This is a genomic window from Acidimicrobiia bacterium, assembly GCA_030584185.1.
GTDB lineage: Bacteria > Actinomycetota > Acidimicrobiia > Spongiisociales > UBA11373.
This window is the reverse complement of sequence record CP129495.1, coordinates 1,827,184-1,840,846: the sequence shown is the minus strand read 5'-3', so window position 1 is coordinate 1,840,846 and position 13,663 is coordinate 1,827,184. Positions and strand designations below refer to the sequence as shown.

Below are 13,663 nucleotides of genomic sequence, written 5' to 3'. Positions count from 1 at the left end.
ACACGTGTGCCGGCCGGGTGCCTCTTTACCATGGCTGAGGTGGATCTGCGACGGATTCTCCTTGTCGACGACGAGCCTGAACTGAGGCGGATGGTTCGCCGCTATCTGCAAGCCGAGGGCTTCGAGGTCGTCGAGGCGAGCGATGGACGCGATGCGTTGTCCCGATTGGGCGGTTCGACCCCTGATCTGGTCGTGCTCGACGTCGCCATGCCGGGCATCGACGGATTCGAGGTGCTCCAAGAGATCCGCCGCCACTCCGACGTTCCAGTGATCATGCTCACCGCACGTACCGAGGAGGTGGACCGCGTCGTGGGTCTCAGTATCGGCGCCGACGACTACGTCACCAAGCCGTTCAGTCCCCGGGAGCTGGTCGCACGGATCCGTGCGGTGCTGCGACGTGGCGGACAGACCCGCAGCGCTGCCGATGTGCTGGAATTCGACGGGATCAGCGTCGACCTGGCGGGTCGCCAGGTCGTCACCGAATCGGGGACCGTCGGGGTGAGCACCCTCGAGTTCGACCTCCTCGCCGCACTGGCGTCAGCGCCGGGACGAGTGTTCACTCGTGCTCAGCTGTTGGAGCGGGTGTGGGGCTGGGATTACTTCGGAGCCGATCGCGTGGTCGACGTCCACGTCGGAAACCTTCGCAAGGCGCTAAGTGACGACGCCTCCAACCCGCGGTTCATCGCTACGGTCCGCGGAGTCGGATACAAGTTCGTGGCAGAACCACGATGAGACGACCGTTCGGCACGCTTCGAAGTCGGCTCCTCCTCTCACACCTGGCCGTGGTCGCGGTTGGGGTGGTGGTGTTGCTCGTCGCCGGTCGCAGCCTCGGGGATGTCTTCATCCACGATCACCTGCGTTCCATGAACCACATGATGGGTGGCATGTCGGCAGCAGAAGCGGGCCAGCTCGAGGAGGGGATCACCGCAGCGTTCAACCGGGCACTGGTGGTGGCGGCCATCATCAGCGGTGCGGTGGCCGTGGCCGTCTCGACCTTCGCCGCTCTGCGGCTGCTGCGGCCCCTGGAAGACGTGAGACGCGTGGCTCGACGGCTCGCCGGCGGCTCCTACCACGAGCGGGTCCCCTTGCCCGAGGAGGAGGAACTCGCCGCGCTCGCCAGCGACGTCAACGAGCTCGCCGCCGCCCTCGAGGCGACCGAGCAGCGCCGCCTTCGCCTCGTCTCCGAGGTGGCTCATGAACTGCGCACGCCGGTGGCCACACTCACGGGCTACCTGGAGGGTCTCCTCGACGGCGTGTTCGAACCCGACACCGAAACGTTGGCCTCCGCCATCGGCGAAGCGCGTCGCATGGAACGACTCGCCGACGACCTCTCGGCACTGTCCCGGGCCGAGGAAGGCCGGGTCGAGCTCCACCTCGAAGAAGCCGATCTGGCGCAGCTGGCCCGCGACGCCGCCGAACGGCTTCGCCCCCAGTTCAATGCTCAGGAAGTCCACCTCGACATCGAAGCGGGCCCGTCATTGCCGGTGTTGGTGGACCGGGACAGGATGGCGCAGGTGTTGACCAACCTCGTAGGCAACGCCCTGACCTACACCCCGCCGGGAGGTCGAGTCCGGATCACGGCGGCTCGGGCGGCGGATACCGCTCATATCGAGGTGAGCGACACCGGTCGCGGCCTCTCCGCGGACCAGCTCGAGCTGGTGTTCGATCGTTTCTACCGGGTCGACCGCACCGCCGTCGGCGGCACCGGGATCGGGCTCACCATTGCCCGCAGCCTCGCCCGTCTCCAAGGCGGTGATGTCACTGCATCCTCCCCTGGCATCGGGCACGGTTCGACGTTCGTCCTGACGGTTCCTCAAGGATCGCGCCCGCAGCGGTCCTAGCGCGGTCGCTGCCGGCCGTCGGACAGCCGACCGCACTGGTCGCCAGGCGATGGCGGTGCCCTATGCCGGTCGATACAGTGAGCCGCCAAGCGATGAGGACGATCACCGAACCGCGACGCCTTGCGTGGACGACCTTTCTGGCAGCCCTCGCCGTCGCCGGTGTGGTCCTCATGCACGGACTCGACGCTGCCGCCGCCGATATCGTCGGGTCGGCGCATCACAACGCCTCGCCCGTGGATTCGGAGGGGATCCACGGGCTGGTCGGCCTTTGTGTCTTCGTGATGAGCATCGTCGCCATGGTCGATGGCGGGCGCCGGTCCCGGCCACGACACCACCCTCGAGCCGCGATGTCCGCGACGATCCCAGGAGCGATCGACGCCGCCTGGGTTTCGTCGGGCAGGCTCCGACTCTTCGAACTCTGCGTCCTTCGAACCTGAGCCTGGCCTTCTCCCGCGGTTCATTCACCGGAGAGTCCAGGAGGACGCCCATGTTTTTCAGTCTTCGTCAGGCTGCGCCGATCGCCGTCGCAGCAGCATTACTTCTGGCTGCCTGCAGCGATTCAGGGGCCGCCACCACCACCACAATCAGCGATGACCATCCGATGGAGTTCGGGTTCGGGGAGCCGGCCGATGCCGGCGACGCCGACCGAGTCGTGGAGATCGTCGCCAGCGACGACTTCCGGTTCACGCCGGACGCCGTGACCGTCGACGTCGGCGAGACGATCACCTTCAGGATCGTCAACGCGGGCCAGGTTCCCCACGACTTCACGCTAGGAGACCAAGCCACTCAAGACGAACACGACGAGGAAATGGCGGAGATGGGCGGGATGATGATGGACGACGAGGCCAACGCTGTCGCCATCGCCGCCGGCGAAACCAAAGAGCTGACATGGCGATTCACCGAGGAGGGGCCGGTTCTCATCGGATGCCACCAGCCAGGTCACTACGCGGCCGGGATGAAGGGCACGGTCACAGTCGGGTCGTGACTGCGCTCCGTAAGGGCGTTGCCCTGATCGCCGTGCTGGCGGCGCTGAGCTCGGCATGCTCGGACGCTGCCAGCAGCAGCGGCCAGACTCCGCCCAGGATCGGCGATCTCGGCAACGCTCCGGCACCGCCCGACCTCGACAGCGACCGTGTCGCGGTCGGAGAGGTCCTCTACGCCGAACGCTGCGCCTCCTGCCACGGTGCCGACCTGGCGGGTGATCCCCACTGGAAGACCCCGAATCCGGACGGGTCATATCCGCCACCGCCGCACGACTCGACGGGTCACACCTGGCACCACTCCGACCGGCTGCTCGTCGACATCGTCCGCAACGGTTCGGGCTTCGAGCAGAGTCGGATGCCGACGTTCTCTGATCTCAGCGTCGAGCAGGTGCTCTCTATCGTCGAGTACCTGAAGACCACGTGGGGCCCCGAAGAACGGGCGTTCCAATGGCAGGTCACCTGGCAGGAGACCCCGAGCGACGACTGACCGGCGCGCCGGGTCGTGCCGGACGCCCCACAGGCCAGGGTCTTTCGACCCTGGCCCACCCCACCCGGGGTGGGGGAAGATCCCGTCGAGGTGATACGTCATGTGGTGTGACTGGAACACGATGGGGTTCTTCGGTTGGACGATGATGGTCGTCTTCTGGGGTGCGGTCGTCGCCCTGGCGGTGTGGGCGATCCGCTCCACGAGGACCCGCCCCTCGGAGAGCCGCTCTGGTGCGCTCGACATCTTGGAGCGTCGCTTCGCCGCAGGCGAGATCGACCGTGACGAGTTCGAGGCCCGGCGCGCCCTGCTCGTCGAAGATCCGGAGATAAGGCGATGAGAGCGGAGTCCACCGCGGTGGCGTTCCGCCTCCGGTCTGCCGTCGGTCACCTCGAAGGGGTGATCCGCATGGTCGACGACGACCGCTACTGCATCGACGTGCTCCACCAGCTCTCCGCGGTGCAAGGCGCCCTCGAGAGTGTGCGCCGCCAGATCCTCGAAGCGCACCTGCGAGGCTGCGTCCCCGAAGCGGTCGCTGAGGGCCGGGTCGACGACGTCGTCGACGAACTGCTCGCCGCCACCTTCGGGTCCGCTCCGACCTCCGGCCGAGCCGGACATCGGTGCCACGACGAGGCGACGCATGCCGGAGTCGCCGCTGGTGTCTGAATCCGAACCGGTCAGCGTGGTCGTGGTCACCGCCGCCGGCTGTCACTACTGCGACCACGCACAACAGGTTCTCGACACGCTTGGTGAAACGGTGCCGCTTGCGGTGACCACCGTGGACCTGTCATCAGACGAAGGTCTGGCGCTCATGGTGACCCACCGGGCAGGGTTCCCGCCGCTCGTCATCGTCGACGGCGAGTTCTTCGGGTTCGGTCGGATCAGCCTCAAGAAGTTGGAGCGTCGCCTCACCCAACGAGCCGCTTCGGTCGGGGAGGGATGAACGTGGAGGGGCTATTCCTCGGAGGGTCGCTGCTGGCGGCGTTCGTCGCCGGGGCGGTCGCCCTGTTCGCACCCTGTTGCATCGTCGTCATGTTCCCGTCGTTCCTCGCCGCTGCGGTGCGGAACCATCGGTGGCGTCTGGTCCCGCTGACGTTCATCTTCGCTGCGGGGGTGGCCACCGTCCTCGTCCCGGTGACCCTCGGGCTCGGTTTGCTCACCGAGAGCCTGCTCCGGTTCCATACCGCGGTGTACGGGATCGGAGCTGCCCTTTTGTTGGGTTTGGCGGTGCTCTCTCTGACCGGACGGAACTGGTCGTTGCCGTTCTTGCAGGGTTCACCGGACATCTCCCGCACCGACTCAGCCGGGGTCTACGCCCTCGGTGTCTTCTCCGGCGCCGCATCGGCGTGCTGTGCGCCGGTCCTCGCCGGGGTCCTCACCCTGTCCGCCATCTCCCCGGGCCTGATCGGCGGCGTCGGCATCGGCCTCGCCTACGTGTTCGGGATGGTGTTCCCCCTCGTCGTGCTCACCGTGGCATGGGACCGGCTCGGCCCGCAGAAGACCCAGCTCGGATCGAGGAAGGTGTCGTTCGGGATCGGTCGGATCCGGGTCGCCACCACCGTCGCCGGCGCTGCGGCAGGCCTGATGTTCCTCGTCATGGCCGGCGTGCTCGCCGTCGTCGCCGTCACCGGCTCCTCGCTGGCACCCGCTTTCACCGCCAGCGTCGGGGCCCGCATCGAGGACAGCCTGGCCGGACTGGTGAGCGGTCTGGCATGGATCCCCGACCCGGTGATCGGTGCGCTGCTCATCGCTGTCGCCGCCGGGGCCATCTACCTGTCAGTGCGTCGTCGACACCACACCGCATCTCAACAACAAGGAGAACCTGCCTGCCATGACCACCACCAAGAAACCGGCCACGAACAAGCGAACATCGCAGCGAGCCCAGGCCAGTAAGCGGCGGCGCGGCTCGATGTGGAAGTGGATCGGATTCATCGCCGTTCCCGCTGTCCTCGTCGCCGTCGTCACCGTCGGATCGTTCACCCCCACCGACGAAACCACCATCAGCCAAGCACCACCGTTCCAACTGGCCGCCAGCGACGGGTCCACGGTGTCCCTTGACCAGACCCTGGCGCAAGGTGACGCCCTCTTGTACTTCTCGATGGGGGTCGGCTGCGACGGTTGTTTCGCCCAGATCCCCGAACTGGAGCCGTTGCTGGCCGAGCGCGGCATCAACCTGGTACCGATCATGGTCGACCCGGCCCAGACGGTCGACACCGAAGCCGCCCGCTTCGGCATCACCCGTCCCATCCTCATCGACTCCGACCGTGACGTGTCCGACGCTTACGGGATGATGGGGATCTACGGGCACGGCGACCGGCCCAGCCACAGCTTCGCCCTAGTCCGCCAGAACGGCGAAGTGGCGTGGGTACGGCACTATGCCGAGATGTTCGTCCCCGCCGATGCGCTGCTCGCCGAGCTCGACGCCGCCGCCGGAGCCTGAACCTCCATGGTCAGTGGTGGTGGCCGGATGGGGCGGCGTGCAGGTGGCGTCCCGTCTTCACCGATCCCAGCTCGGCGACATCGGCGCCAGAGATGGTCTGGCACCGGTTCGGGTCCCGACAGTCGGCCGGGTCGAGGTTGCGGGCCCGTTCGGTGAGCGACGCCAGTTTGCGGCGAGTCCGCCGCAGGGAGGTGATGTGGCGGTCGAGGGCGTCGAGGTGGCGCTCCAACAGGTCGACGACGTGTCGGCAGGTAGCTTCACCCTGGCTACGCAGGTCGAGGATGGAGCCGATCTCGGTGAGCGTCAGCCCCGTGGCCTGAGCCTCCCGGATGAACTCGAGCCGATCGACCGCGTCGTCGGGGTAGTTCCGGTAGTCGTTGTGGTCGCGTTCGGGTTCGGGGAGCACACCGATCTCCTCGTAGTACCGGATCGTCTTGGTGGGAACACCGGTGCGTCGCGCCAGTTCTCCGATCTGCATATCCCTGACTCTACCCCCCTTGACATTCCAGTCGACTGGAAGGCGTACGGTGGTGTTGTGACATGGCACCGCTACTGAAAGGAGTCGAGATGCGAGACCCGGTATGTGGGATGACCGTCGGACCAGACGCGCTACGGGTGGATGGGTACCCGGACTTCGGGTTCTGTTCCGAGCACTGCCGGCAGAGCTTCCTCGCCGACCCGCAGCGTTACACCACCCCCGGCGGCGGTGAAGCGTCGGACGGCGAGGGCGACGAGGACGACGAAGAAGCCGAACACTTGGCGGTGCCGGGCCGATCCGGTGGAGTGGCGACTTCGACGGTACGCCTCGGCGTCGAGGGGATGACCTGCGCCTCCTGTGTCTCCAGGGTGGAGTCGGCGCTGACGTCGGTCCCCGGCGTCGTCGACGCTCGGGTCAACCTGGCCACCGACGAGGCCACCGTCGACGTGGGAGGGCCGGTCACCTCTGAGGCTCTGATGACAGCGGTGTCGGCGGCCGGCTACTCGGCGCACCCCCTCGCCGACGATTCAGGCGACGCCGAGCAGGAGGGGAGAGAGCGGCTGTATCGCGGTCTGCTCCGCAAGTTCTGGTTCGCCGCCATCGTGTCGCTGCCGATCATCTACTTCTCCTACCCGGAGATCTTCCCCGGTGTGCCGGAGAAGGGGTCGTCCGAGTTGGATCTGATCTGGGGTGCGATGGCGGTGGCCTCCCTGGCGGTGATGATCTATTCCGGTTCGCAGTTCTTTACTGGCGCCTGGGCCGCCTTCAAGCATCGGGCGGCGAACATGTACACGCTGATCGCCATCGGCATCTCCGCAGCGTGGCTGTACTCGACGGTGGCGTTGTTGTTCCCCGGGTTCTTCCCCGAAGCGCAGCTGCGTGACGTGTTCTTCGACGTCACCACCGTGGTCACCGCTTTCGTCGTCCTGGGATCGGCGCTGGAGATCCGGGCTCGGGCCCGCACCTCGGAGGCGCTGAAGAAGCTCATCGGACTCCAGGCAAAGACCGCCCGGGTGCTCCGCGACGGCTCCGAAGTGGAGCTCCCCTTCGAACAGGTCGCAGTCGACGACATCGTGGTGGTTCGGCCTGGGGAGAAGATCCCTGTCGACGGCATCGTCGTCTCCGGAGTGTCCGCGGTGGACGAGTCGATGGTCACCGGGGAACCGATCCCGTCGGAGAAGTCCGAAGGTGACACCGTCATCGGCGCCACCATCAACAAGACCGGCTTCTTCCGTTTCCGAGCCACCCGGGTGGGTCGGGACACCATGTTGGCCCAGATCATCGAAATGGTGCGGGACGCGCAAGGGTCGAAGGCGCCGATCCAGCGGACCGTGGACAAGGTGGCCGCCTACTTCGTGCCAGCCGTGATGATCGCCGCCGTGCTCACCTTCATGGTGTGGTTCACCTTCGGGCCGACCCCGGCGTTGGTGTATGCAGTGATCACCGCGGTGACCGTCCTCGTCATCGCCTGCCCATGCGCTCTCGGCCTGGCCACTCCCACCTCGCTCATGGTCGGCATCGGCAAAGGAGCTGAGAACGGGATCCTGATCAAGTCGGGCGACGCCCTGGAAACCGCCCACCGGATAGACACCGTGGTTTTGGACAAGACCGGCACCGTCACCAAGGGTGAACCGGCGCTCACCGACGTCGTCGCCTTCAACGGCTTCGATGAAGGCGAGGTGCTGTCCCTCGCTGCGGCGGCCGAGTCCGGTTCTGAGCACCCGCTCGGTGAGGCGATCGTCACCGGCGCTCGAACCCGGAACCTCGAGGTGGCCGAAGCCGCTGACTTCGATGCGGTTCCCGGCCACGGCATCGAAGCCACCGTGAACAGCCGGCACGTGGTGTTGGGCAACCTGAAGTTCATGGCCGACCGCGGCATCGCCGCCGGCCCCTCAGAGGAGACCCTGGCGCGACTCGCCGACGAAGGCAAGACCGCCATGGTCATCGGTATCGACGGCGAGCTGGCCGGAGCCATCGCCGTCGCCGACACCGTCAAAGACGACTCCGCCGCCGCCATCCGCCGTCTCCACGAACTCGACCTCCAGGTGGTGATGATCACCGGCGACAACCAACGCACCGCCGAAGCCATCGCCCGCCAGGTCGGCATCGACCGGGTCCTCGCCGAGGTCCTCCCCGAAGACAAGGCAACCCAGGTCAGACTGCTCCAAGCGGAAGGCAAGAAGGTGGCCATGGTCGGGGACGGGATCAACGACGCCCCCGCCCTCGCCCAAGCCGACGTCGGGATGGCGATGGGCACCGGCACCGACGTCGCCATGGAATCCGGCGACGTCACCCTGGTCAAAGGCAGCCTCAGCGGGATCGTCACTGCCATCGAGCTGTCCAACGCAACCATCAGAAACGTCCACCAGAACCTGGTGGGCGCCTTCGCCTACAACACCCTCGGTATCCCCGTCGCCGCCGGGATTCTCTACCCGTTCTTCGGGATCCTGCTCTCCCCGATGCTCGCCGGGGCGGCGATGGCCTTCTCCTCGGTCACCGTCGTCTCCAACGCCAACCGGCTTCGCCGCTGGAAACCGTCTGGTGGAAAAGGAGGAACCGCATGACCGTCCTCATCGTCAACCTGGTCGGTCTGGCCCTCATCGGGCTCATCGTGTGGTACTTCTGGCTCTCCAAACCCCAAGGAGCGCCGGCTGCGGTCGGTGCCGGGGGCAAGCAGGAAGCGTTCATCGTCGTCAAGGGCGGTTATACCCCCGACACCATCAGGGTCGAAGCCGGCAGACCGGTCAAGCTGGTCTTCAACCGCCAGGAGGCCGATCCCTGCTCGGAGAAGGTCGTCTTCGACGCCTTCGGCGTCTCCGCCGACCTCCCCGAAGGCTCCAACGTCCCAATCGAGTTCACCCCCACCGAGCCAGGTGAATACGAGTTCGCCTGCCAGATGGGAATGCTTCGAGGCAAGGTCGTCGTGTCATGAACCCGGATTCGCAGCACCGCCGGTTCAGCCCGGTGATGTGGGCGGCGATCGGAGTCGCCTTCATGGTCCTCGCCATAGTCGCCGTCTACCGCCTCGACCCTCGCATCGCCGGATACACCATCGGTGCCCTGGTCGTGGTCTGTCTGGCAGTGTGCGGAGCCGCCTTCTGGCTCGACGCACACACCGCACGCACCACCGACCGGCTCATCGACCAGGTGAGGCGTCGGCCGAGCCGCTGAAACGTCAGCCCCGATCTGGCCCCTCCTCCCCCCGCCCGGCCAGATCGGGGCCCTCCGCTCACCGGCAGGTGCCCTGACCGATCGGGACCTTTGACCCTATTGACCTTCCAGCCGACTGGAAGGCGTACGTTGGTGACATGAGACCAGCATCGGAATCGAGGTCGACGATGGAGACGATCACCCAACAGCCCGATGGCTCCAGCCAGGCCGTCGACGACGGACCCGGAAGAGAGGTTGTCCACGATCCGGTAGGCCACCTCCTGGCCGCCTCCGAGATCGCCAAGACGTACCGGCGGGGACTGTGGCCCCGTAGACGCTCCCTGCCCGTCCTCCGCGGCGCCGCCCTGGTACTCCAACCCGGGGAGATCGTGGGACTCGTCGGGGAGAACGGCTCGGGAAAGTCGACGCTGATGAAGATCCTCGTCGGAAGCATCGATCGTGACCAAGGCTCAATCACCAAGTCGGGCTCCGTCGGCTACTGCCCCCAGGACCCGATCCTCTACGAACGGCTCACCTGCGACGAGCATTTCGAGCTGTTCGGCCGGGCCTACGGCATGACCGATCAAAGGGTTGCCGATGCCCGGGACGAGATCTATGAGACGCTCGGGTTCGGCGAATGGCGGGATGCGCGGGTCGAGGAACTGTCCGGGGGTACCCGAGCCAAACTCAACCTCGGTCTGGCGCTGCTGCCCGACCCCGACCTGCTCCTCCTCGACGAGCCGTACGCCGGGTTCGACTGGGACACCTACCAGCGGTTCTGGGAGCTGACCCGGGAACGGCGCGATCGCGGCAGGAGTCTGTTGATCATCAGTCATTTCATCACCGACGCCGACCGGTTCGACCGGATCTACGACCTGGTCGACGGCAGGACGGTGCCGCGATGACCGGCGTGCTCACCTGGCGCTACCTGACCGAGTACGCCCGGCGGCCCCTCAACCTCGTGCTGCTCGCCGTTGTACCCGTCGTCTTCGTCGCCCTGTCGGCCGGTGCCATCGCAGACTTCGCCCGCATCCTCGGCGGCGAATCCAGCCTTGGCCAGCTCGAAGCCGCCACCGCCGGGTGGGCCGCGGCGTTCCTCGCCGGCGTCGCCGGGTTCTTCCACGTCACCGGCTCCCGGGACCCCGACCGGCGTCTCGCCGCCGCCGGGTCGAACACCATCCGGGTGGTTGCCGCCCGCATGTCGTCCTCAGCCGTACTGGCCGTCGTGGCGTCGGCCGGAGCTCTGCTCGCCCTCGCAGTCCGCACCGACCTCACCGACCCGGGGAGAGCCGTCGGCTCAACCATCATGTTCGCCGTCATCTACCTGGCGATCGGGGTCACCGTCGGCGCCTGGGTCCGTTCCGAAGTCAACGGGTCGCTGCTGATCATCTTCATCTGGATGTTCGACGTGTTCCTCGGTCCGGCCATGGGACGCACCGAGTCACTCCTCACCCGGTTCTTCCCTTCCCATTTCCCCACGCTGGTCATGCTGGACGCCACCACCACCCACGCCGGACCTCTCGGCGACATGGGAGCGTCGCTGGCGTGGACGGTCGGTGTGCTCGCCGTCGCCGCCCTGTCACTTCTAGTGACCACCCGGCCCGTCCGAAACGGGCACCACACCGGGGCGATCGGCGGTTGGGGTCGAACCCGGACCGGGCTGGACTACGCCTGGAAGGAGTACCGGCGCAACATCGCCCTCTGGGTCCTGCTGGTCGGGCTCCCCCTCTTCTTCATCACCCTGTCCATCGCGGTCACCCCCGACGACCCGGCGCCCGTCGAGCTGGTCGAGAGCGGAAAGGCAGGCATCTCCATCCTGTCGATGACCGACGTCCACGGGGCGATCATGGTCGCCATCACCGTCGCCTTCCTCGCCGGCCTCGCCGGACTGTTCGTCGTCCTCGGCTCCGCCGAAGCCGACCGCCGCCTCGTCCTCGCCGGGTTCAAACCGAGGGAAGTCCTCGCCTCCCGCCTCGGCGTCATCACCCTCGCCGCCGTACTGGTCAGTGCCGTCTCCCTCGCCGTCACTGCCTTCAGCTTCAGTCCATCGGTGTGGGTCACCTTCGCTGCAGCGACCCTGACCATCGCGATCACGTATGCCATGATCGGGGTGATCCTGGGGCCACTCGTCGGAAGACTCGGCGGCCTCTACCTGATGTTCCTCCTCCCCTTCCTCGACGTCGGCCTCGCCCAGAACATCATGTTCGACGCCGCTCCACCCGCCTGGGCGGTCTGGATGCCCGCCCACGGCGCGGTCCGGGTCCTGATCGACGGAGCCTTCACTCCCACCTTCGACGAGTTCGGCGGCCTCGCGCTCGCCCTGGTGTGGCTCCTTGGTCTCGGTGCCGCCGCCGCAGCCATCTTCCACCGCGCCTCGGCGCCACGGAACGCATGATCAACGATGTCCGCTGATCCCGCCCTCGCCCTGGCCGTCGCCTACCTGCGTCTCAACGGGTATTTCCTCCTCACCGAACAAGAACTCCACATCCGGGAGTCCGCCGGGTACCGGACCCTCACCGATATCGACATCCTCGCCCTACGACCACCCACAGCTCCCGGACCGGACCACCATCGTCTCGGTCAGGGAGTCGAGGAATGCCTCATCGTCACCGACGTCGACACCGGGCTCGACGTCGACACCAGCCGATTCGACGTCATTGTCGGCGAAGTCAAGACCGCCGAAGCCGAACTCAACCCCGCGCTACGCACCCCCGGGGCCCTCCACGCCGCCCTCCGCCGCACCGGGGACCTCTACACCACACCTCTCGACCAAGTGGTCGACCAGCTGATCGCCGAGGGGTCATCGACCACCCCGACTGCTCGAGTACGGCTGGTCGTCTTCGCCGGACACGGACACGAGACACGAGCACTGACGATCCATCTTGGGGACACGGCCCTTTTCATCCGTAGCCACCTCCACGCCCACCACGATCTGTATCGAGTCACACAGTTCTCCGACCCGGTAGTCGCTCTCCTCGAGCTGTTGGAGAAGATCCACTAGCCGCCCCTCAGAACACGCCCACCATCGAGACCGGGCCACCGCCTCCAGATGCCTCCGGGCCGCATCCACTCAGCCTCGGTCGAGGACACGCGTCGCATCAAGAGTGACGCGGTCACCAACCCGAAGACGCCCGGCGCCTCATAGCGTCGCCGCCTTCCCCATCAACAAGGAAAGGAGACAGGGATGAACGGCTACATAGCTCGAAAAGGTCACCGCTGGTATGCGGTGGTCTACGAAGGTGTCGATCCCGAGACCGGCAAGGAGCGTCGACGCTGGGTGCCGGCCGGCACCGACCGCGCCGAGGCTGAAGCGCTTGCGGCACAACTCGGAGCCAGAGAGGAGGAACGGAGATCGGGTCGCAGATCGCAGATGACCGTCGCCGGGTTCCTCCTCCGTTACTGGCTGCCCGCCAAACAGCTCCAACTCGCACCGGTCACCTTCGCCGGATACCAGCGGATGGTTCGCCTCCACGTGATCCCCCACATCGGAGACGTGGTGCTACGGAAGCTGCAACCCGACCAGCTCGAACAGCTCTACAACCTGCTCCTCGAAGAGGGACGGTCCGACCACAGAGGAGGACTCTCACCGAAGACAGTCCTCGAAATCCACGTCATCCTGCGAGCCGCCTTCGGGGACGCGGTACGCAAACACCTACTGCGGGACAACCCGGCCTCTGCCGCCAACGCCCCCAAACACCGACGCAACACGAACAGAGCACACCGGGTGTGGACCGCCGCACAACTCCGCTGCTTCCTCCAACAGACCTCTGGGCTACGGCACCACCCCACGTTCTGGCTCGCCTCCCACACTGGTATGCGACGATCCGAGATCCTCGGCTTGCGGTGGGGTCAGGTCGACTTCGACGCCGGTCGCCTGTCGGTTTGCCGGTCCGTCGTCTCCATCGGATACGAGGTCCATGAGAGTCCCGGCAAGACCCGGAGCTCGCGGCGCACCGTCGACCTGGATCCGAACACCATCGAAATGCTTGTGAGGTGGCAACACCACCAGCAGAACGAAACCGGAGGCCACGACCAGGAAGGGCCCGTGTTCACCAAACCGGACGGGACCGTCATGCATCCCCACTCACTGTCCCAGGCGTTCGAACGGGCGGTCGCAAAGACCACGCTGCCCCGGATCAGCCTCCACGACCTCAGACACACCCACGCCAGTCTCCTCCTCAAGGCCGGAGTGCCACTCAAGGTGGTATCGGAACGACTCGGGCACTCCAGTCCCGCCTTCACCATGGCCACCTATCAGCACATCCTCCCCGGGATGCAGGCTGAAGC

The 13,663-nt window shown here is 66.5% G+C and carries 17 protein-coding genes and 1 pseudogene; 17 read left to right on the top strand and 1 reads right to left on the bottom strand.

What is annotated here, in order from left to right; all coding sequences use genetic code 11:
• Positions 1–39 precede the first annotated feature (39 nt).
• From QY307_09535 to QY307_09490, 10 genes are all read left to right on the top strand, one after another.
• Complete coding sequence (locus QY307_09535) at positions 40–732, top strand: response regulator transcription factor (GenBank protein WKZ82308.1); 693 nt, start codon at positions 40–42, stop codon at positions 730–732.
• Positions 729–1,841 carry a HAMP domain-containing sensor histidine kinase gene (locus QY307_09530; protein WKZ82307.1) on the top strand — a complete coding sequence of 371 codons (1,113 nt, stop codon included), beginning with the start codon at positions 729–731 and terminating at the stop codon, positions 1,839–1,841. The genes QY307_09535 and QY307_09530 overlap by 4 nt, the downstream gene beginning before the upstream one ends.
• A 92-nt stretch (positions 1,842–1,933) precedes the next feature.
• On the top strand, positions 1,934–2,278 hold the full coding sequence (locus tag QY307_09525; GenBank protein ID WKZ82306.1) for a hypothetical protein: 345 nt from the start codon (positions 1,934–1,936) through the stop codon (positions 2,276–2,278).
• Between the two features lie 50 nt (positions 2,279–2,328).
• The gene (locus QY307_09520) at positions 2,329–2,826 is read left to right on the top strand and encodes a plastocyanin/azurin family copper-binding protein (GenBank protein ID WKZ82305.1); all 498 of its coding nucleotides are present in this window, start codon (positions 2,329–2,331) and stop codon (positions 2,824–2,826) included.
• Positions 2,823–3,311 (top strand): cytochrome c, encoded by a 489-nt coding sequence (locus tag QY307_09515; GenBank protein WKZ82304.1) that lies wholly within the window; start codon positions 2,823–2,825, stop codon positions 3,309–3,311. Before QY307_09520 ends, QY307_09515 begins: the two co-directional genes overlap by 4 nt.
• A 100-nt stretch (positions 3,312–3,411) precedes the next feature.
• Complete coding sequence (locus QY307_09510) at positions 3,412–3,648, top strand: SHOCT domain-containing protein (protein ID WKZ82303.1); 237 nt, start codon at positions 3,412–3,414, stop codon at positions 3,646–3,648.
• A 17-nt stretch (positions 3,649–3,665) separates the two neighbouring features.
• Positions 3,666–3,974, top strand: a complete 309-nt coding sequence (locus QY307_09505; protein WKZ82302.1) for a metal-sensitive transcriptional regulator — start codon at positions 3,666–3,668, stop codon at positions 3,972–3,974.
• Positions 3,967–4,251, top strand: a complete 285-nt coding sequence (locus tag QY307_09500) for a glutaredoxin domain-containing protein (GenBank protein WKZ82301.1) — start codon at positions 3,967–3,969, stop codon at positions 4,249–4,251. Before QY307_09505 ends, QY307_09500 begins: the two co-directional genes overlap by 8 nt.
• On the top strand, positions 4,248–5,201 hold the full coding sequence (locus tag QY307_09495) for a cytochrome c biogenesis protein CcdA (GenBank protein ID WKZ82300.1): 954 nt from the start codon (positions 4,248–4,250) through the stop codon (positions 5,199–5,201). The genes QY307_09500 and QY307_09495 overlap by 4 nt, the downstream gene beginning before the upstream one ends.
• Positions 5,140–5,748, top strand: coding sequence for a redoxin family protein (locus QY307_09490; protein WKZ82299.1), 609 nt, complete (start codon positions 5,140–5,142; stop codon positions 5,746–5,748). Before QY307_09495 ends, QY307_09490 begins: the two co-directional genes overlap by 62 nt.
• 10 nt (positions 5,749–5,758) lie before the next feature.
• Here QY307_09490 and QY307_09485 read toward each other — a convergent pair whose 3' ends face one another.
• The gene (locus QY307_09485) at positions 5,759–6,226 is read right to left on the bottom strand and encodes a heavy metal-responsive transcriptional regulator (GenBank protein ID WKZ82298.1); all 468 of its coding nucleotides are present in this window, start codon (positions 6,224–6,226) and stop codon (positions 5,759–5,761) included.
• Between the two features lie 110 nt (positions 6,227–6,336).
• On the opposite strand from QY307_09485, the gene QY307_09480 reads away from it, so the two are divergent.
• The 7 genes and pseudogenes from QY307_09480 (at position 6,337) to QY307_09450 (ending at position 13,580) form a co-directional block, all read left to right on the top strand.
• Positions 6,337–8,790: a heavy metal translocating P-type ATPase gene (locus QY307_09480; GenBank protein WKZ82297.1), complete on the top strand. Its 2,454-nt coding sequence runs from the start codon at positions 6,337–6,339 to the stop codon at positions 8,788–8,790.
• Positions 8,787–9,158 (top strand): cupredoxin domain-containing protein, encoded by a 372-nt coding sequence (locus tag QY307_09475; protein WKZ82296.1) that lies wholly within the window; start codon positions 8,787–8,789, stop codon positions 9,156–9,158. The genes QY307_09480 and QY307_09475 overlap by 4 nt, the downstream gene beginning before the upstream one ends.
• Positions 9,155–9,397: a hypothetical protein gene (locus QY307_09470; GenBank protein WKZ82295.1), complete on the top strand. Its 243-nt coding sequence runs from the start codon at positions 9,155–9,157 to the stop codon at positions 9,395–9,397. Before QY307_09475 ends, QY307_09470 begins: the two co-directional genes overlap by 4 nt.
• Before the next feature lie 137 nt (positions 9,398–9,534).
• Positions 9,535–10,281, top strand: a complete 747-nt coding sequence (locus QY307_09465) for an ATP-binding cassette domain-containing protein (GenBank protein WKZ82294.1) — start codon at positions 9,535–9,537, stop codon at positions 10,279–10,281.
• A complete protein-coding gene (locus QY307_09460; GenBank protein ID WKZ82293.1) occupies positions 10,278–11,771 on the top strand; it encodes an ABC transporter permease in 1,494 nt (497 codons plus the stop codon). The genes QY307_09465 and QY307_09460 overlap by 4 nt, the downstream gene beginning before the upstream one ends.
• A gap of 6 nt (positions 11,772–11,777) precedes the next feature.
• Entirely contained in the window at positions 11,778–12,377 is a 600-nt protein-coding gene (locus tag QY307_09455; protein ID WKZ82292.1) for a hypothetical protein, read from the top strand.
• 369 nt (positions 12,378–12,746) lie between these two features.
• Positions 12,747–13,580 (top strand): annotated as a pseudogene (locus QY307_09450) (tyrosine-type recombinase/integrase).
• Positions 13,581–13,663 lie beyond the last annotated feature (83 nt).